Annotated in this window: 14 protein-coding genes, 1 tRNA gene and 1 pseudogene; 7 read left to right on the forward strand and 9 right to left on the reverse strand. The window is 67.9% G+C overall.

Features of this window, described 5'->3' with window-relative positions:
- Positions 1-109: 109 nt before the first annotated feature.
- From ACG83_RS20790 to ACG83_RS20805, 4 genes are all read left to right on the forward strand, one after another.
- Positions 110-1,060, forward strand: a complete 951-nt coding sequence (locus ACG83_RS20790; RefSeq protein WP_054567826.1) for an ABC transporter permease — start codon at positions 110-112, stop codon at positions 1,058-1,060.
- Position 1,061: 1 nt separating this feature from the next.
- A complete protein-coding gene (locus tag ACG83_RS20795; RefSeq protein WP_083473409.1) occupies positions 1,062-1,973 on the forward strand; it encodes an ABC transporter permease in 912 nt (303 codons plus the stop codon).
- A gap of 120 nt (positions 1,974-2,093) precedes the next feature.
- Positions 2,094-3,158, forward strand: coding sequence for an ABC transporter ATP-binding protein (locus ACG83_RS20800; protein WP_054567827.1), 1,065 nt, complete (start codon positions 2,094-2,096; stop codon positions 3,156-3,158).
- Complete coding sequence (locus ACG83_RS20805) at positions 3,112-4,206, forward strand: ABC transporter ATP-binding protein (protein ID WP_235498053.1); 1,095 nt, start codon at positions 3,112-3,114, stop codon at positions 4,204-4,206. Before ACG83_RS20800 ends, ACG83_RS20805 begins: the two co-directional genes overlap by 47 nt.
- Before the next feature lie 319 nt (positions 4,207-4,525).
- Here the strand turns inward: ACG83_RS20805 and ACG83_RS20810 are convergent, their stop codons facing one another.
- The 3 genes from ACG83_RS20810 to ACG83_RS20820 all read right to left on the reverse strand — a co-directional run bounded on the left by ACG83_RS20810 (position 4,526) and on the right by ACG83_RS20820 (position 8,206).
- Positions 4,526-5,554: a ketopantoate reductase family protein gene (locus ACG83_RS20810; RefSeq protein ID WP_054567828.1), complete on the reverse strand. Its 1,029-nt coding sequence runs from the start codon at positions 5,552-5,554 to the stop codon at positions 4,526-4,528.
- A 224-nt stretch (positions 5,555-5,778) separates the two neighbouring features.
- Positions 5,779-6,642: an SDR family oxidoreductase gene (locus ACG83_RS20815; protein ID WP_054567829.1), complete on the reverse strand. Its 864-nt coding sequence runs from the start codon at positions 6,640-6,642 to the stop codon at positions 5,779-5,781.
- Positions 6,643-6,805: 163 nt separating this feature from the next.
- Positions 6,806-8,206, reverse strand: a complete 1,401-nt coding sequence (locus ACG83_RS20820) for an aldehyde dehydrogenase family protein (protein WP_054567830.1) — start codon at positions 8,204-8,206, stop codon at positions 6,806-6,808.
- A 240-nt stretch (positions 8,207-8,446) separates the two neighbouring features.
- Between ACG83_RS20820 and ACG83_RS20825 the strand changes: the two genes are divergently transcribed.
- The 3 genes from ACG83_RS20825 to ACG83_RS46805 all read left to right on the forward strand — a co-directional run bounded on the left by ACG83_RS20825 (position 8,447) and on the right by ACG83_RS46805 (position 10,211).
- Complete coding sequence (locus ACG83_RS20825; RefSeq protein WP_054567831.1) at positions 8,447-9,307, forward strand: SDR family oxidoreductase; 861 nt, start codon at positions 8,447-8,449, stop codon at positions 9,305-9,307.
- A gap of 191 nt (positions 9,308-9,498) precedes the next feature.
- Positions 9,499-9,583: transfer RNA gene (locus ACG83_RS20830), tRNA-Leu, on the forward strand.
- A gap of 85 nt (positions 9,584-9,668) precedes the next feature.
- Entirely contained in the window at positions 9,669-10,211 is a 543-nt protein-coding gene (locus ACG83_RS46805; RefSeq protein ID WP_054567832.1) for a hypothetical protein, read from the forward strand.
- Between the two features lie 108 nt (positions 10,212-10,319).
- Here ACG83_RS46805 and ACG83_RS46810 read toward each other — a convergent pair.
- The 6 genes and pseudogenes from ACG83_RS46810 to ACG83_RS20860 all read right to left on the reverse strand — a co-directional run.
- Positions 10,320-11,336, reverse strand: a pseudogene (locus ACG83_RS46810) (recombinase family protein); the annotation flags it as partial.
- Positions 11,337-12,841: 1,505 nt separating this feature from the next.
- Positions 12,842-14,290: an MFS transporter gene (locus ACG83_RS20840; RefSeq protein ID WP_235498054.1), complete on the reverse strand. Its 1,449-nt coding sequence runs from the start codon at positions 14,288-14,290 to the stop codon at positions 12,842-12,844.
- Positions 14,291-14,551: 261 nt separating this feature from the next.
- Entirely contained in the window at positions 14,552-15,748 is a 1,197-nt protein-coding gene (locus ACG83_RS20845) for an acyl-CoA dehydrogenase family protein (RefSeq protein ID WP_054567833.1), read from the reverse strand.
- Positions 15,749-15,809: 61 nt separating this feature from the next.
- Positions 15,810-16,763, reverse strand: a complete 954-nt coding sequence (locus tag ACG83_RS20850; RefSeq protein ID WP_255354762.1) for a CoA ester lyase — start codon at positions 16,761-16,763, stop codon at positions 15,810-15,812.
- Between the two features lie 130 nt (positions 16,764-16,893).
- Complete coding sequence (locus ACG83_RS20855; protein ID WP_054567835.1) at positions 16,894-17,706, reverse strand: IclR family transcriptional regulator; 813 nt, start codon at positions 17,704-17,706, stop codon at positions 16,894-16,896.
- 35 nt (positions 17,707-17,741) lie between these two features.
- Positions 17,742-18,488 (reverse strand): enoyl-CoA hydratase/isomerase family protein, encoded by a 747-nt coding sequence (locus ACG83_RS20860; RefSeq protein ID WP_054567836.1) that lies wholly within the window; start codon positions 18,486-18,488, stop codon positions 17,742-17,744.
- Positions 18,489-18,632 lie beyond the last annotated feature (144 nt).

The raw sequence follows: 18,632 nt of genomic DNA on the forward strand, positions 1-18,632 counted from the left end.
CCGATGCGACTGCCCATAGCGGCCGGTCGGCGCCGAGATCGGCCATCGGCATCGGCTGCCGTGGACGCGGCGCGCAACCCGTCGACCACCACCGGAGGAAGCAAGCCACATGCTGCTCACCACCGCGCAACGATTAGGGCGCAGCCTGTTGGTCGTACTGCTGGTAACCATGGGCTCGGTCGGGCTGCTGAGCCTGGCACCGGGCTCCGCGGCCGCCGTCATGCTCCAGGAGAACGCGACACCCGAGCAGGTCGCGGAACTCGAGCGCCAGCTCGGCCTCGACAAGCCGGTGTGGGAGCAGTACGTCAGCTGGCTCGGTAACGCGATTCGGGGTGATCTCGGCAGTTCACCGATCACCAACCAGCCGGTCGTCGAGGCGATCAACCAGCGGCTTTCGGTCACCATTGAACTCGCGGTGTTCGCCCTCATCCTCGCGCTGGTCATCGCGGTCGGGCTGGCCATCGTTTCCGCGGCATTCGAGGGAACACTGCTCGATCGCGCGATCACCGCACTCTCCTCAGGTTTCCTGTCCGTTCCCGCGTTCATCGCGGGACCTCTCCTCACCTACCTCCTCGCGGTCCAACTCGGTTGGTTTCCGGTGACCGGCTGGGTCAAAATCAGCGCGGGCTTCGGGGGAAATCTGGAGTCCGCTTTCCTGCCCATTCTGGCGATCTCACTGACCGAGATCGCCGCGTTCCACCGGCTGCTGCGCGCCGACCTGGTCGGAACGATGCGCGAGGACTTCGTCGAGGCAGCTCGCGCCAAGGGCATGAGCCCCGCCTACGTGATGACGCGCCACGCGCTTCGTCCGTCATCCTTCTCCCTGATCACCCTGATCGGGATCAATCTCGGGCGACTGATCGGCGGGACGGTCATCGTCGAGTCCCTGTTCTCGCTGCCCGGTCTCGGTCAGCTGGTCGTCAGCTCTATCACCAGCCGGGACGTCATCACCATCCAGGGAGTCGTGGTGTTCGTGGCGGTGGTCTACGTGGCGTTGAACACGCTCGTGGACATCAGCTACAGCTGGCTCGACCCCAGGGTCAGAAAGGCCGGGGCGTGAGATGACCCGTCCTTACGGCACCGCGGCGACTGTGACCGAGCAGCGAACCGCCGCACCGGCGGAGGTCCTGCCTGGCACGCCGATCGTCTCCGCGGCGCGCAGGCCGCGGTCGTTTCTGGTCTACCTGTGCTACGGCTGGCTGGCACTGGTGTTGGGGGTCGCCGTACTGGCCGACGTGCTGCCGATCCCGTCGTACACGATCCCGGTCGGGGACCCGCGCCAGGGACCGAGCGGCGGGTTCGACCTCCTGCTGGGCACCGACTCGCAGGGCCGGCCGATGATCTCCCGGGCGGTCTACGGCGCGCAGGTCTCGCTGCTCGTCGGCACGGTGGGCAGCCTGCTCGGGGCCGCGATCGGCGCGGCCCTGGGCCTGCTGGCCGGCTACCTCGGCGGATGGCTCGACTGGGTTGTCCGGCTGCTCACCGACGCGTTGCTGGCCTTCCCACCACTGATCCTGCTGCTCGCGATCTCCTCGATCCTGACGCCGAGCATCATGACGCTCACCGCCGGGCTCACGCTGCTGATCATTCCGACGTTCACCCGGCTTGCCCGCGCGAACACCCTGACCTGGGCTTCTCGCGACTTCATCACCGCGGCCAGGAACATGGGCGCTTCTCGCGGACGGATCCTGATCCGGGAAATCCTGCCCAATCTCCTGCCGTCACTGGCGGCCTACCTTCCGGTCGTGATCTCGGCCCTGATTGTCGCGGAAGGCTCGCTCAGTTTCCTCGGCGCCGGTATTCCGCCGCCCCGGCCAAGCTGGGGCGGCATGATCTCCGACGGCAAGGACTACCTGGTGGACGCGCCGCACATGGTGCTCATACCAGCATCGATCATTTTCCTCACCGTGTTCTCGCTGAACCAGGTCGGCGATCACCTGCGCCATCGACTCGACCGCACCCTGCATGACTAGGGCCCGCCGGGCGCATTCGCCTGAGCGCCTTGTTCACCCGAGCGGGCCAGACACCCGTCGATCGCGGGAGATACCCGCGCAACCGCCGCCGACGCTCCGAAGGGAAGGTGCTTCCGGCTCATGAGCACCGAACCAGTCCTGCGGGTGCGCAACCTGCGAGCCCACATCGGCACCACACGCGGCGTCGTACGCGCGGTGGACGACGTCAGCCTGGACCTCGACCATGCCCAGGCGTTGGGCGTGGTCGGGGAGTCCGGGTCCGGGAAGTCCGTGACGGCGAGAGCGATCATGGGCATCCTGCCCGCCCGGTCCGGATGCTCCGGTGAGGTGTTCTTCCAGGGCCGGGACCTGCTCGCGCTCCCCCGAGCGCAGCGGGCGGAGATCTGGGGCAAGCAGATCGCGATGGTCTTCCAGGACCCGGGCCGCTCGCTCAACCCGGTCGTCCGGGTCGAGCGCCAGCTCACGGAGGGCATGCGCAGGCACCTGGGCATCGGACGCTCCGAAGCCCGTGCTCGGGCCCTCGATCTTCTGCAGGAGGTGGGGGTGCCCGACCCGGAGAAACGGTTACGCAACTATCCGCACGAGCTCTCCGGTGGCATGCGACAGCGGGTGATGATCGCGACGGCGCTGGCATGCGAGCCGGAGCTGCTGATCGCCGACGAGCCGACCACCGCGCTCGATGTCACCGTCCAGCGCCAGATCCTCGACCTGCTGCGCAGGGTCCAGCACGGTCGCGGCATGTCCATGATGCTCATCAGCCACGACCTGGCCGTCGTCGCCGGACGCACCGACCGGGTCGCCGTGATGTACGCCGGCCGGTTGACCGAGTACGGGTCGACCCGGGAGGTGTTCGGCTCCCCCAGGCACCGCTACACCCAAGCCCTGCTGGACGCGACGCCGTCGCTCGACCACGTCCGGCACGCCCCGATGCGCCTGATCCCGGGCGCACTGCCCGACCCGACCAACCCGCCCTCCGGCTGCCGGTTCGCGCCGCGCTGCACCCACGCCGACGACGGGTGCCTGGAACCCGGACCGGCGATGTCGTCGGTCGGCGCCGACCACAAGGTGGCCTGTCTGCATCCGGCTGGACCCGACACCGGGAAAGCCGGAATGCAACCCGCCGGACAGGTTCCGGCCGATGCCAGGACACCCGCCACATCTGGAGGTGAGCCTGTTGGCTGGTAGCGGCACCGCGCATCTGCGCGGCGAACAGGCGTTGCTGTCCATCCGCGACCTGGTCGTCGAGTACCGATCCAAGGGCGGCGTGGTGCAGGCAGTATCCAAGGTCAGCTTCGACGTCCTGCCCGGGGAGACCCTCGGTATCGTCGGCGAGTCGGGCTGTGGCAAGTCCACGACGGGCCGGGCCGTCCTGCGGCTGGGCAAGATGGTCTCCGGCCAGATCTCGTTCGCGGGTGAGCCCCTCGAGAGGGCCGGCGAGCCCAGGATGCGCGAGTTGCGCCGGCACATTCAGATGATCTTCCAGGACCCGGTGGCGTCACTCAACCCCCGCCGGCCGGTGAAGGACCTGGTGGTCGAGGGCCTGGCGATCGCCGGCGTCCCGGCCACCGCACGGGCCGCCATGTCGTCCGCGGTTCTCGAACAGGTGGGGCTGGGCAGCGAGCGTTTCCGCGACCTGCTGCCCCGGCAGCTCTCCGGTGGACAGGCCCAGCGGGTCGCGATCGGTCGGGCACTGGCCCTCAGACCCCAGTTGCTCATCTGCGACGAGCCGGTCAGCGCCCTCGACGTGTCCGTCCAGGCCCAGATCCTCAACCTGATCGAACAGCTGAAGGCCGAGTACCACCTCACCGTCGTGTTCATCGCCCACGACCTCGGGGTCGTCCGCTCGGTCAGCGACAACGTGCTGGTGATGTATCTGGGCAAGGTCTGCGAGGTCGGTGACGCCGCCCTCGTCTACGGCAGCCCCGCCCACCCCTACACCCGGGCCCTGCTGGACTCGGTCCCGCGGGCCGACCCGGACAACGCCTTCCACGGCCCGGCCATCGAGGGCGACCTGCCCTCCCCTCTGGCTCCGCCGACAGGCTGCCGGTTCCGCACCCGCTGCCCACAGGCCACCAGGCGGTGTGCCGAGGAGGAGCCCCAGATCCGTGAGCTCCGCCCCAGCCAGTACGCCGCATGCCACCACCCGCTCACCACCGACAGAGTGGTCTCCTCCGAGGCCGCGAGCACGACTACGACCGCCCAGACGGTCCCGGCTGTGGACGAGACCGACTAGCGGTCCGATCCCGCCGGCGGGGAGACCCACGATCGACCGCGGCGAGATCACCCCGGCGCCACGGGTAGGCGACGGTGTGGCGGGGACGGTGTTGGCAAGCCGGACAGGTGAACGTCTCGGAGCGCGTGCAGGGCTTCGGCGGGGTTGCTCACCGAGACCAGGGTGTCGGGATGATCGTCGCTACGCTCCGGACACCGACGGGTCAGGATGTCCTCGTATATGAGCCTTGGAACCTGAACCCCCACGCTTATCCTCCGCAGCTCGATGAGCTGGCGGTTTGAGGGTCTGGGGCGGGTCGGGCGTCCGCGACGCGGCGCCGTCAGGTCCGTGCTGGAAGTGCCGCCAGCTCGGTCACTTCGCGCAGGGTGCGGGTTCCGGGCGGCAGGCGGCGTGCGTCCGCCTCGCCGAGCACCCGCTGCAGTGCGGCGTTGACCGGGGTCGGGACGCCGTGCAGCCGGCCCAGCAGCACGATCTCGCCGTTCAGGAAGTCGGCTTCGCTGGGAACGCCGCGGGCGAAGCTCTGCCAGGTGGACTGCCGGCCCGCCACGACGCCCGAGTTCGGATCGATCCCGAACGTGGAGAGGTCCTCCGTACGTTCCGCGGCGGTGTCGGCGACCGCGAGACCGGCGGCCTCGAACACGGCTCGGGCCTCCGCGACGAGCCGCTGGCCGAGGGCTGACCGTTCCTCGTCGTCGCCGCCGGCCAGGGCCTCGTCGCCGGCCAGGACCTCCAGCCCGTTACGCACGCTGTGCAGCAGCTTCGCCGCCTTCCAACGGGTGACGTCGTCCGTGAGCTGGACGATGTATCCGGCACGGCGCAGGTCGGCCGCGACGCCCTCCAGGGCCGGGTCGGTGCCGCGCGGCGCGCCACCGACGGTGAGGACGCCGATCGCGCCACTCGCACCCGAGCGCACCTCGCCGACGCTGTGGTAGTGGGCACTGGTGAGAATCGTGCCGCCGAGCACCCGCGCGAACCGGCGCAGCGCGATGCGGTCGGCGTCGAGGCCGTTCTGCAGGGTCAGCAACGGAAGCTCCGCCGCGACCCCCGGACGGCCGTCGATGTCGACCGGCCGCCACGCCCAGGTACGCACGGCGGCCTCGGCGTCCTGCACCTTCGTGGCGAGCACGAGCAGGTCACCGCCGCGCAGGTCCACCTCGTCGGGGTCTGACGCGGTGGACACCCGCACGGTCCGCGGTTCGCCGTGCTGCACATACCGCAGGCCGTCTTCACGTATCCGCCGGATGTGCTCTCCGCGGCCGACCAGCACGTGGTCGATGCCCGCTTCGGTGAGCTGGGCGGCGAGCATGGCGCCCACCGCGCCCGCCCCGATGATGATGTACCGGGTCACCTGTGTGATCCTGCGGCAGGAAGATCCGCCACGTCCAACGACGAAGCCCGATGACGTCCCATCATCTTTCCCGATGGATGTGGGCTCTTCTCCCAGGTAGACGCGACGCCTCCCAGGCAGACACGAGGCCCGGGCGACGGCCGCCCTCCCGGCAGGCCGCCGCCCGGGCCCGCGGCCCGGCCGGTTACCAGCTCAGCTGGATACCGGCCCGACTGGATACCGGCTCAGTGCAGCGGGTTCTTGGCGGGAACGGCCGCCGACATGTCGGTGATCTCCGCCCAGCGGTCGGCGACCTCGGCCGGCGTCGGGGGCTGCTCGAACTGCACACCGGCGTTCTGGAACAGCTGTACCCGCTGCACGAGCCCACCGCCGAGGACGAGGACCGAGCCGGTGTCGGTGCACTCGTCGGTCATCAGCTGGGTCACGACGGGCGCGACGAACGCGGTCGAAAGCTTGGCGAGAAGGTCGGCGGAGGCGATGTCGGCGGTCATCCGGGTCGCGGCGATCGGGGCGATCGCGTTGGCGGTGATGTCGTACTTCGCGCCCTCGATCGACAGGGTGTTGATGAGGCCGACAAGGCCCATCTTCGCGGCGCCGTAGTTGGACTGGCCGAAGTTGCCGAACAGGCCGCTGGTCGAGGTGATCACCACGATGCGCCCGTACCGCTGCTCGCGGAAGTGCGGCCACAGCGCGCGGGTGATGTTGTAGCCGCCGTACAGGTGGACCTGGATGACGGCGTCCCACTGGGCGTCGGTCATCTTCGCGTACGAGACGTCACGCAGGATCCCGGCGTTGCTGACCACGCCGTGCACGGCCCCGAAGGCGTCGAGGGCCGTCGCCACGATCGCGGCCGCGCCCTCGGCGGTGGCGACGCTGTCGTAGTTGGCGACCGCCTCCCCGCCGGCCTCCCGGATCTCGGCGACGACCTTGTCCGCCATCTCGGAACCGGAGCCCGACCCGTCCCGGGCACCGCCGAGGTCGTTGACGACAACCCGCGCTCCGTTCGCGGCGAGCAGCAGGGCGTACTCCCGGCCGAGCCCACCCCCGGCGCCCGTGACGATGACTACGCGACCGTCGACTCCCGACATCCCATCCTCCTGACACCCACGCCCCCGAACGCACCACTGCGTTCTGGCTCGGATGTTAGTTTCCGGACGTCGAGCAGGTACCGGGGCAGCGGCGCACAGCACACGGCATACGGCACACCGGAAACGCCAGCGCACACCCACACCGTCTCACGGAGCCGGCGGATCACAGGAGCCTGCGCAGGAGGCGTCGCGCCCGCTGCGTGTACGGCGGGTAGACGAACCGGAGGTCCGGCCGGTTGCTCCGGGCGAGGACCGCCTTGCGGTGGCTGAGCGTCTGGAAGCCCCACTCGCCGTGGTAGGCCCCCATCCCGCTGGCGCCGACCCCGCCGAACGGCAGCGACGGGACGAGACAGTGCACCGCGACATGGTTGATCACCGCGCCGCCGGCGGGGACCTGATCGACGACCCGCCGGGCCAGCGCCCGCGACCGGCTGAACACGTACACCGCGAGTGGCTTGTCGCCGCGGTTGACGTACCGCACCGCCTCCTCGACCGAGTCGACGCCGAGGACGGGCAGGATCGGCCCGAAGATCTCCTCCCGCATCAGCGGCTCGTCGGTCCCGGGATCGACGACGACGGTCGGTTCGATCGTCAGCGCCGCCTCGTCGACCCCACCGCCACTCACGATGGTGCCCTTGGTGGACAGCAGATAGCCCGCCAGCCGGTCGAACTGCCGTGCGTTGACGATGCGCAGCCCGCCGGCCGCACCCGCGCGGAACTCCGCGATCGTGGCTGTGATCCGCTCGAGAAGCCGGTCCTTGACCTGCTCGTCGACAAGGATGTAATCCGGCGCGATACAGGTCTGCCCGGAGTTCATCAGCTTCACCCAGACGACCCGGCGTGCGACGACGTCCAGGTCGGCGTCCGGTGCCACGATCACCGGGCTCTTGCCGCCGAGCTCCAGGGTGACCGGGGTGAGGGTGCCCGCCGCCCCGGCCATGATCTTTCGGCCGATCTCCGTTCCGCCGGTGAACAGCGCATGGTCGAAGCCGGCCGCGAGCAGCCCCTGGGTCAGCTGCCCGCCGCCTTCCACGACCTTGACGGCGTCGACGTCGAGGTACTCGGGGATGAGCCGGGCCAGCAGCGCGGACGTCGCCGGGGCCAGCTCGGACGGTTTGACGACGACACAGTTGCCCGCCGCGACCGCGGCGACCAGCGGCGCGAGGCACAGGTAGACGGGGTAGTTCCACGGCCCCACGACGAGCACGACGCCGAGCGGCTCGTACTGGACCCAGCCGGCCCCGGGCCACTGGTGCAGCGGAAGACGCTGGCGGCGCCGGCGCATCCACGACCGCAGGTGCCTGCGGGCGTACACGGCCTCGGCGCGGGAGGACCCGATGTCGGCGAGCCAGGCCTCCATCTCACTGCGGCCCAGATCCTGCTCGAGCGCGCCCGCGAGGTCGCTCTCCCGCTCGTCGAGCAGCCGGATCACGGCATCGAGCTGGGCCAGCCGCCAGGCCACCAGCCTCGTGTGGCCGGTCGCGTGCAGGGCGCGCAGCGAGGTCACGAGCCCGGCGGGGTCCGGGGTCCCGGTGACGTCGTCGCCGAGGTGTCGGGTCGTCATGAAGCACTCCGGGACGAGGACGAGAAGGTCGCGTGGTCGGGCGTCATGCCCTCGACGCCCATCATCCGGCACGGACGTCCAGATGCCTCCGGGTGCGGGCGCACAGGGTGTTGATCAACCATTCCACAAATCGGAATCCGGGCCGTGGGTTCGTCCGACCTGAGGACAGGACCTGACCTCAGCGGAGGCCACGCTGGGTCTCGATCCCACCGAGGCGCACATCCACAGGAGAAACAGCCCATGACCATCCTCGTCACCGGTGCCACCGGCGCCGTCGGCAGCCACCTTGTCAGCGCCCTGCTCGATCAGGGCGAGACCGTGCGCGCACTCAGCCGCGATCCCGGGAAGGTGTCGCTGCCCGCCGCCGTCGATGCCGTCGCCGGTGATCTCGGCGACGCCTCCACCCTCGGCGACGCGGTGTTCGGCGGGGTGCGGCAGGCCTTCGTGTTCCCCGCCGAAAGCGGAGTGGAAGCGTTCATGACCGCGGCGATCGCCGCCGGCGTGGAACGTTTCGTCGTGCTCTCCTCACTCGCCGCGGCGAAGGAGCACGCCCGCGACGCGGGCTCGGCGAGCCAGTTCCACCACACGGCGATCGAGGCGGCCGTGACCTCGCGCACCGATGCCTGGACGATCCTGCGCCCAGGCACCTTCGCCAACAACCTGCTCGCCTGGGCGTGGCCGATCAGGAACGGCTGGCCGATCCGCGCACCGTACCTGCGGTCCGCCCAGGCGCCGATCCACGAGGCGGACATCGCGGACGCGGCCGCGGCGGCACTGCTGCGCGACGACCTGATCGGCCGGGCGATCCCGCTCACCGGCCCACGGTCGCTGACCCGTGCCGAGCAGATCGCCGCCATCGGTGCGGGCATCGGCCGCGCGCTGCGGTCCGTCGAGATCACCCCCGAGGAGTTCCGTGCCGACGTCGGCGAGTTCATGCCGGAGCCGATCGTCGCGATGCTGCTCGCCTACTGGCACGACACCCTCACCGAACCGGACCGCGTGCGGCCGGGCGTCACCGAGCTGACCGGCCGACCCGGCCGCACGCTCGAACAGTGGGCGCACGATCACCGCACCGATTTCGCCCCCGTCACGGAGCGGTGACGTCCTCAGCCAGGCACATACTCGGCCACCGATCGGGGTGGTCACAGGAGCACACGAACGCGCGATGTCAAGGCCCCGACGCGATCTCTGGATCGGCGCTTGATCCTCTGGTGGCCTGGCGTAGCGTCGGACGCCCCCGCGAGCGTGTAGAGTCATCCTCGGTTCGGGCGAGCAGCCCAGAACCACCACTCGTCCGGGTGGCGGAATGGCAGACGCGCTAGCTTGAGGTGCTAGTGCCCTTTAACGGGCGTGGGGGTTCAAGTCCCCCCTCGGACACGTACAGTACGCCCACCGATGATCTCGGTGAGGCCTCGGCGGAGACCATGCTGGTCTCGTGGTCGTAACTGAGCTTTAGCCCCATTTGCCGATAGATCTCCGCTTTGTCGGCGGGATCGGCCCTGCCGAGGACCACGAGGATCCCGCCGAGCGATTCGACGAGATCGTTTATTTCCTTGCGTGTGAGGCGGAGACCGGTCGTCGTCTCTCCTTCGGCGTGTCTAAGTGTGGCCTCGGCGGTGGCGCGTTCGGCCTGTGTCTCGCGGATCCAGGCGGTCACGACCGCTGGATCCGCGCCGGCTTCGAGTGCCATGCGGTGCCGGGCGAGTTTCCGGTCGCAGGCAGCGATCTTCTTCTTGATCGGATCGATGACGGCTCCTCTGGAGTCCGCCTGGCTCGCCTCGAGTGTGTCCAGGGTGGCTGCAAGGCGGTTCGGGTCGAAGGCTGTGGCGAGCCAGGCGTCGAGATCCGGCAGGATGGCGTCCTCGCGCAGGTAGACCGAGAGCGGGTGATCAATGACATTCGCGATGGCGTATTCCTGCGGGTAGCGGCAGCGGTAGTGGGAGTGGCCGTGGTTCCAGGCGCCCTGCCGGCGCCCGCACTGTTGGTGGATCAGCAGGCTGCGTAGTGCGTGGGGGTGCTGGGCACGGACGCGAGGCCGGTCAGAGCTGGGGGTGCGGCGGGCTCGTCGCTCCTGCGCCGCGACGAACGTCGCCTCGTCGATGATCGCCGGGTGGGCGGGGCGATCGGACCAGACCCATTGGTCGCGTTCATTCCATTTGAGCTTGGTCTCGTAACCGAGAGCGACGTCTTCGACATCGAGGAGAGTTTCGGCCTTGCGTTGCTTGTTCCAGACCTGTCGGCCGGTGTAGCGCGGGTTGGCGAGGATAGCTTGGACCGCGCTCTTCGACCAGGCGATGCCGGTGCGGTGCTTGTTGCGGGTTCGGTCGTAGGTCGAGGGAGAGGGAATACCATCGCCGGTCAGGGTCTGGGCGATGAGGAAGATTCCCATCCCGTTCAGATACCACCCGAAGATGCGTTCGACGACGGGTGCGGTGACTGGGTCCTTTTCGAGCGCGTGGAGTCGTCTGCCATCGGCCGCCTTCGCCGGGTTGGGGTGGGGGCCGGCGTCGGCGAGCCGGTAGCCGTAAGGGGGCCGACCGCCGAGATAGCGCCCTTCAACCTTGGCCTGAGCCTGCATCGCCGACCGTACCCGGACCTTGATCCGGTTCCGCTCCCCCTTTGACATGCCCCCGAACACGGACATGATCAAGTCGTGGGCTTCGGAGCTGGGGTCGATGGGTCCACCGATCTCGGGAACCCACATGGCGACCCTGTAGTGCTCGAAGACGGGCATGGTCAGGCCGTACTGGTTGCCGTAGAAGGCCCGATGGGGCTCGCCGATCACCACTGCGTCGAAGCCACGGTCGGGGCGTGCGAGGTCCTGGAGTAGAAGCGCGGCCTGGGGGCGGCGTTTCCAGGGCAGGGAGCGGGACTGGCCGACGTCAAAGTAGTCCGTGGTGATCTGTCCGTGCCCCTCAATGAGGGCACGAGCGCGGGCGAGTTGCCAGCCGCGGGAGGCTTCCGGGTCTTGCTGGTCCTCGGTGGACACGCGGCCGTAGAAGGCGAATCGGATCATGAAAGCTGCCTCTCGGCTATGGTCGATCGCAAACTGATCAGGTCGATGAGCTGCCGGGTGGCATGCCCCGTGACCGGGCGGTCTCCGCAGAGTGTCCGTCCGCCTGCGCTGCATAAATGATGCGAAGCAGGACCCACGCGATGTCTGGTGTGATGACAGGCGGGGTGTCCGGAAGAATCACCCGGACGGGACTTTCTGTCAAGGCGCTCAACGTCGCGGGCGCGGACTGCTTAGTGGTCACAGCGAGCCCTACGCCGTTCCCGGGCTGGGATTTCGTTCGGTCGCATTCTCCGGGTCCCGGCGCGCCAGGACCCGGCGGCGGCGCGGGCGAAGCTTGAGGCCCAATCGCTGTCATAACGGACAGATTCGGAGTCATGACATCACCCCGGCCCTCGCTGCAGCCACCGTGGCAGCCATCAGGGAAACGCCGGCCATCGCACAGAGCATCGCTGTGCTACCGGTTCGCCGGCGATCGACGCTCTCGCCTCCACGAGACGGGAGCTGGCCACGACGTGCCGGTTTCGCCGCCACTCCGACACCCGACCATCACCCCACCAAGGAGACCACAGACGAGGCACCCGACCCGCCGGCCCTCACAACGCACAGCTGCACTCTGCCCGCGCCATCAACGTGAGGCCTGCGGCGAAGCGGTCACCTCACTATAGATCGCGCGGGTCTTGAGACAGCCGCGCAGGCTTCGACAACCCAATTGATGACCCGTCGCGGCATAGTGGCCGGCGTCGTGGGCGCCGCCACCGATCAACTATCGACAGGGTTCAACTGTTTCGGAACTGGCTGCGATTCGACAGAACGGACGAGGGTAAAGCTGTTTCGAAAAGCCAGATGATTCATCACGCCACGTCGCAGGGTAGTGGACTCGAATCCACGACTACCGGATTATGAGTGCCGCCGCTCCCCTGCTGACCCCTGCCGTCACCTGTCGCGAGATGACGTTTGGCCTGGTCTACGGCCATCACCCTGTCAACTTCTGCCAGCTCAGCCCAGTAAATATCACGCAGTCCGGCATCACGACGTCACCACCACGATCGCCTCAATTATCACGCATTGTAGTCGTCACGGGTAGAGTTCGGCTAGGTGGCCGCCGCTCTGGCAGGCGCGCCCCTCGCCACGAGTGGCCTACGGCACCGCGCCGAGCACGGCATGCTCGCGTCTGCCGCGGTGCAGCGTTGCAGTCCTCGCCTTAAGGCGGATCTCCGGCACCGCCTCGATTGGGCTCGACCGCGAGTGGCAAACTGAGACACCGGCGATGTCGAGTCCGCCCTGCCCGCCGCCATCCCCCTACGCCGCCTGGTCCGGCTCGCGAAACTGCGCTGGCGGATCGAGCACGACTACCGCAAGCTCCAAGACGGCCTCGGATTCGACCACTACGACGGGCGTTCCTTCGACGGCCGGCACCGCCACGCCCTTTCGCCTGCCTCGCCCAAGCCATGTGCACCCAGCTCCGCCGTACCCCAAAAGCCCCTGCGCCGGCCTGACCCTCTACGGAGTCCTCCGCACGCTCCAGACCCTGCTCAACGTTTGGACCGGCGCCTGCCACACCTGCCACCGACCCTACGAACCGTTATCGGCCAAACTGGCCAGAGTCTCCTATCAGAGTCCTACTCTGACGATCGCGTCCTTCTCGCGACAATGCTTCCGCGGAGGGTGAGGCTCGCCATGGCCGTGACGAGCAGAAGAGCTGCAGTGGGCAGAAGGCTGAGGCGTAGGCCATGAGAGAAACTGCGCTCACCAGCGATGGTAGCGCCGAACACGGCGACGCCAAGAGAGCCGCCCAACTGCCGGCAGGCGTTGAGCACTCCGCTGGCCGTGCCGGCTCGGTGAGCGGGAATGCTGTCGATGATCAGAGAAGCCCCCGGCGGTACGGTGAAGGAACCGCCAACGCCGACTGGGACCATCAACATGGCCACGGTAAGAACGGGTGTGCCTGCGGGTACAAGGCTTAGCGCGACCAGCCCGACCGCCATCAGGACCAGGCCGCCAACGATGGGCACCACAGGCCCCCACCGCAGCGCGGTGCGCGCCGCGACTGGATTTAGCACGGCCACGAGGGCGGTCATAGGAAGGAAAAGCAGCCCGGTCTGCAACGGAGACAGACCACGCTGCTGCTGGAAGTACAGGCTCTGCAGGAACACGACCCCATAGAAGGCAACCATGCCTACGAAGCCGACGGCCAGCGCGACCGTGACGGGACGCGCGCGGAACAGGTCGAGGGGCACCATCGGGTTCCTGGCGCGCACCTGGTCGACGAAGAAAACAACGGCCGCGGCAAGCGCGACCACGACCGCGATGATGATCCGCGTGCTCCGGTAGCCGTGGTCGCCGCCCTCGATGACCGCGTAGGTCAACGCGCCGAGGCCCAGCACGGCGCACACCTGTCCGAGCCAGTCAAACGGAGCCATGCGCCGCGGCGACGCGCCGACCCGGACGAGCAGGACGAGAGCGAGAACGCCGACCGGGAGATTGAGGACGAAGATCAGCCGCCAGTCGACCTCAGTCAGTGCGCCGCCGAGGACAGGACCGGCAGCTGCCGCCACCGCTCCCCCCAGAGCCCAGTACGAGATCGCGCGAGCACGCCGGGCGGCGTCGTCGTAGGCCGTCCGGATCAATGCCAGCGACGTGGGGGTGACAAGGGCAGCGCCCATCCCCTGGACAACACGTGCGACGACCAGTAGACCGAGACTGTTCGCGAGCCCGCAGGCGATCGACGCCACGACGAAGAGGACCATGCCGAGCCCATAAGCACTTCGAGCTCCGACACGGTCGGACAGTGTGCCCCCGAACAGCAGCAGGGCGGAGAACATGAGTGTGTAACCGGTAACCACCCACTGCGATCCGGACAACCCCCCACCCAGGTCACCACGGATGTCGGACAGCGCGACGTTGACGACTTGGGCGTCCAGCGCGACCACGAAGAAGCCGAGCATGGCCACGGCCAGCGAAAGGCCCGGGCGGGAGGTCCGCTCGCGATCCCTTCCAGGCGCTGGCAGGCTTTCCCCCGCGACGGCGGTGACTGGTCGGGTAGGCATTGCCGGGACACGCTCAGTCATGCGAGCCTGCCTTCCTGAATCGCGGGCCGTGCTTCCTTCCGAAAGCACACCACTCTGTCAGGGGCGACTGGGAGTCCTGGTGGTAAGGAGTACCAGCACTATCCCCCAGCAGATCGGCACCACGGCCGGCCGAAACAGCGGCGGCCTTCCACCCACGAGCAGCCGCTCGTAAGCCTGCTCGCTTGCTCCCGTTTCCCGAATCCGGCCACCAAGGCGATGCGCAACCCGCATGATCCACACGTCTGGTTGCCGCTCAGGGGGTCAGCGGACCTTGTACTCCTTGAGCAGCGCGCGGCTGATGATCCGCTTCTGCACCTCCGAGGTGCCCTCACCGATCAGCATGAACGGCGCCTCCCGGTACAGACGCTCGATCTCGTACTCCTTCGAATAGCCGTACCCGCCATGAATCCGGAACGACTCCGTCGTCACCTCATGGCAGTACTCACTCGCCAGGAACTTCGCCATCCCCGCCTCGACGTCGTTCCGCTGCCCGCTGTCCTTCTTCCGGGCCGCGTTGACCATCATCAGATGACCGGCCTCGACCTTGGTCGCCATCTCCGCGAGCTTGAACGCGATCGCCTGGTGGTCGGCGATCTGATGACCGAACGTCCGCCGCTGCTGGGCGTAGGCGATCCCCAGCTCGAACGCGCGGATCATGATCCCGCAGGCCCGCGCCGCGACGTTGACCCGCCCGACCTCGACCCCGTCCATCATCTGGTAGAAGCCACTGCCGGCCGCCTCGGGCCCGCCCAGGATCGAGCTCGCCGGGGTGCGATGCCCGTCGAGGATCATCTCGGTCGTCTCGACGCCCTTGTACCCGAGCTTGTCGAGCTTCCCGGGGATCGTGATCCCCCCATGCGTCCCGAAACCGGGCTCCTTCTCCAACAGGAACGTCGTCATGTTCCGGTACACCGACTCCGCACCCTCGTCGGTCTTCACCAGCGTCGCGACCAGCCCGGCGCGGGCGCCGTTCGTCAGCCACATCTTCTGACCGTTCACGACGTAGTCGTCGCCGTCGCGGTCGGCGCGGGTGGTGATCGCCGAGACGTCCGAACCACAGCCCGGCTCGCTCATCGAGAAGGCGCCGCGCACCTCACCGGTCGCCATCCTCGGCAGCAGCCGCGCCCGCTGGTCCTCGGTGCCGTGCTGCAACACCAGATACGCCACGATGAAATGGGTGTTGATCACACCGGAAACGCTCATCCAGCCGCGCGCGATCTCCTCGACCACCAGCGCGTAGGTCAGCAGCGACTCGCCGAGGCCGCCGTACTGCTCGGGAATCGTGATCCCGAACAGCCCCATCTCCTTCATCGCCTCGACGATCGCGTCGGGGAACTCGTCCTTGCGCTCCAGCTCGTTCGCGTACGGAAGGATCTCCTTGTCGACGAACGACCGCACCGCGGCGAGGATGTCCGCCTGGACATCCGTCAACCCGTCGGTCTGCGCAACCCTGCCCATCACGGCTCCCGTGTCGTGTGAATTCTCGGCGGAACGGTCCCAGCGGACGGGCGGCGAGCAGTCAGGACGCTGGCGGGGTGAAGGCCGCGGTGCGCGCCATCCCGGCGGCCCGGCCCTTGCCCGCGATGACCTCGGCCATCTTGCGGCTGGCCTCGTCGATCATCTCGTCGCCGAGCATCACCGCTCCGCGCAGACCACCGGCAGCCGACGTGTACCAGGCGTACGCGTCCAGGATCAGCTCGGCGTGGTCGTAGTCCTCCTGCCGCGGGGCGTAGATCTCGTTCGCCGCCTCGATCTGCCCCGGGTGCAGCACCCACTTGCCGTCATAACCCAACGCCGCGGACTTCTTCGCCACCCCGCGGAACGCGTCCACGTCCCGGATCTGCAGGAACGGGCCGTCGATCGCCTGCACGCCCCGCGCCCGCGCCGCCTCGAGAATCTTGAACAGCACGTAGTGGAACGGGTCACCGGGATAGTCCGGCGTGAGGGCACCGACGACGAGCGACGGCATGTTGATCGACGCCATGAAGTCCGCCGGCCCGAAGATGATCGTCTCGATCCGCGGGCTCGCGAACGCGATCTCCTTCACGTTCGACAGACCCAGCGCGTTCTCGATCTGAGCCTCGATCCCGATCCGACCGACCTCGAAACCCATCACCTCCTCGATCTGCGTGAGCAGCAGATCCAGCCACTGCACCTGCGCCGCGGTCTGCACCTTCGGCAACATCACGCAGTCCAGGTTCGCGCCGGCGCCCTCGACCACCGTGACCACGTCGCGGTACGTCCACTTGGTGGTCAGGTCGTTGACCCGCACCACCCGGGTCTTGCCCGCCCAGTCACCCTCGTTCAGAGCGGCCACGACGTTGCCGCGCGCCGACTCCTTCGCGTCCGGAGCGACGGAATCCTCAAGATCGCAGAAGATCTGGTCAGCGGGAAGGCCCTGCGCCTTGCCCAGCATCTTCGGGTTCGAACCAGGAACAGCCAGACAAGACCGGCGAGCACGAGCGGATCGTATTTCGACAGACAAGAATTACCCCCAGTTCGACCGGATGCCAGACGACAGGCGCCAACAACCACATTATTACCTGGGCCAGAGACTGCGTCGTGATGCCGCGGAAAAACTCAGCGCTTCAGGCTTTCGGGCACTATTTTCCAGATTTCCTGGACCGCGTCAGGCCGGAGCCTTGTCCGGACGTTCCGCGAGTCAGCGGAGAGCGCCTCTGCCACGAGTCGACATGTTCGAGAAGAAGCTTCGCCAGTTCCTCCTCCCGCGGCAGAATCTCGGCACTGGGCCCGACGAGCGTGACCTCGGCAACGGGCTCGCCGGACGATCCCGTCACGACGGTGGCGAGCGCGGACCGGGTACCGCCGTGCAGCGTGTTCCAGGCGATCCGTGTCCTTCGAATATCCTCGTACTCCACGAGAAACTGATCCACGGCAGCGGCCTCCTCTGGTCGCCTCCGCCGCAGGAAAGCGTCTCTCTGTATCGCCGGAAGCGCCGCAAGAATAGCTTTTCCGCCTGCGGTTCCCAGCATGGTGCGGCGAATATTGCTACGCGCCGCGAACCCTGCGAGCCGGTCCGCACCGAACTCGGACACATAGATCAGATGGTCACCGGCCTGGACACCGAGGAAGACCGTTACACCAGCCGCACCGTACAGCGTGGCGACATCGGAGTCGGTAACCATTCCGGCTCGGAAGCTTCCGCTGGCGAGCGTCATACCGTAGAGCGCGGGACCAAGGAAAAAGCGGTTCTCTTCCTGATACAGCCACCCCGCAGCAAGGAGACCCTGGATGAAGCCGTGGACGGAACTCTTCGGCGCATCCAGTGCCCGCACCAACTCGACGAACGTCATTCCCGGGTTGTACACGACCTCTTCGAGGATGCGGGTGACCCGGTCGATCGTCCGGTGATTTTGTGGGGCACCGTCAAGCTTTGTGGGCGGGACATCGGTCATGGCGCCATCTAACCTCACTGGCAGGGCCGTTCTACTCAGGCGCCCACGAAGGAGGGCGGCCGCTTGCCGATGGATGCGCTGATCCCCTCCCGGAAGTCGTTGGTCGCGAGCAGGGTGGCCTGGGCGGCTGCCTCCTGGTCAAGCGCAGCGGACACCTGGGCCACAAGATCCCGCCGCAGCGTCGACCTGATCGACAGGAGCGACAGCGGGGCTGACGATGCGATGTCCTGCGCCCAGGTCAGCGCCTCCTCTCTGGGGTCGACCTCGGCGACCCGGTCGCACAGCCCCATGGCAAGAGCTTCGGGGCCGCTCACGGAGCGGCCGCTATAGAGAAGATCGCGGGCCTTCTGTTGCCCCACGGTGAGCGGCAGGGTCACCGAGAGGCCGAAGCCGTGGTGAAATCCCAGTCGGGCGAAGTTCGCGCTGAAACGCGCTCTGGTGGCTGCGATCCGGAAGTCGGCGGCCAGCGCCAGTCCGAGTCCACCGCCAATCGCGGCGCCCTGGACCGCGGCGATGATCGGCTTGCGCGCCGTAAAGATGGCAAACGCCTCGCGGTAGACCCGACGCAACCCGTCGGCGTCGATGTCACGCAGGTCGGCACCGGCGCAGAAGTGCCGCCCCTCAGAGCAGAGCACCACGCACCGTATCTCGGACATGGCATCCACCCGCTGCAGCGCCTGGGCCAGTTCCTGAAGGCTGGCCTCATCGAAGAAGTTGTTGGGCGGACGGCGCATTTCGACCACCGCCACATGCCCACGCAGATCGACGGCGACGAGGCTCATGACAATCCGACCTTTCCGGTTCACATGTGGAAACTGTTGTTCATAACTACGAATCTATTTCACTGGTGTCCGCACGTCAACACGCGCCTTAACAGGAGAACGCGGCCATGGCGATGCCAACCGAGCCTTCACATGGTGCCGTTC

The organism is Frankia sp. R43 (assembly GCF_001306465.1).
GTDB classification, from domain to species: Bacteria; Actinomycetota; Actinomycetes; order Frankiales; family Frankiaceae; genus Parafrankia; species Parafrankia irregularis.

Coding starts and splice junctions, on each gene's coding strand:
- ACG83_RS20790 (WP_054567826.1), top strand. CDS start 110: ATGCTGCTCACCACCGCGCAACGATTAGGGCGCAGCCTGTTGGTCGTA.
- ACG83_RS20855 (WP_054567835.1), bottom strand. CDS start 17,706: ATGACCGATGTCCCGCCCACAAAGCTTGACGGTGCCCCACAAAATCAC.
- ACG83_RS20795 (WP_083473409.1), top strand. CDS start 1,062: ATGACCCGTCCTTACGGCACCGCGGCGACTGTGACCGAGCAGCGAACC.
- ACG83_RS20815 (WP_054567829.1), bottom strand. CDS start 6,642: ATGTCGGGAGTCGACGGTCGCGTAGTCATCGTCACGGGCGCCGGGGGT.
- ACG83_RS20800 (WP_054567827.1), top strand. CDS start 2,094: ATGAGCACCGAACCAGTCCTGCGGGTGCGCAACCTGCGAGCCCACATC.
- ACG83_RS20825 (WP_054567831.1), top strand. CDS start 8,447: ATGACCATCCTCGTCACCGGTGCCACCGGCGCCGTCGGCAGCCACCTT.
- ACG83_RS20845 (WP_054567833.1), bottom strand. CDS start 15,748: ATGGGCAGGGTTGCGCAGACCGACGGGTTGACGGATGTCCAGGCGGAC.
- ACG83_RS20820 (WP_054567830.1), bottom strand. CDS start 8,206: ATGACGACCCGACACCTCGGCGACGACGTCACCGGGACCCCGGACCCC.
- ACG83_RS20840 (WP_235498054.1), bottom strand. CDS start 14,290: ATGACTGAGCGTGTCCCGGCAATGCCTACCCGACCAGTCACCGCCGTC.
- ACG83_RS20860 (WP_054567836.1), bottom strand. CDS start 18,488: ATGAGCCTCGTCGCCGTCGATCTGCGTGGGCATGTGGCGGTGGTCGAA.
- ACG83_RS20805 (WP_235498053.1), top strand. CDS start 3,112: ATGCCAGGACACCCGCCACATCTGGAGGTGAGCCTGTTGGCTGGTAGC.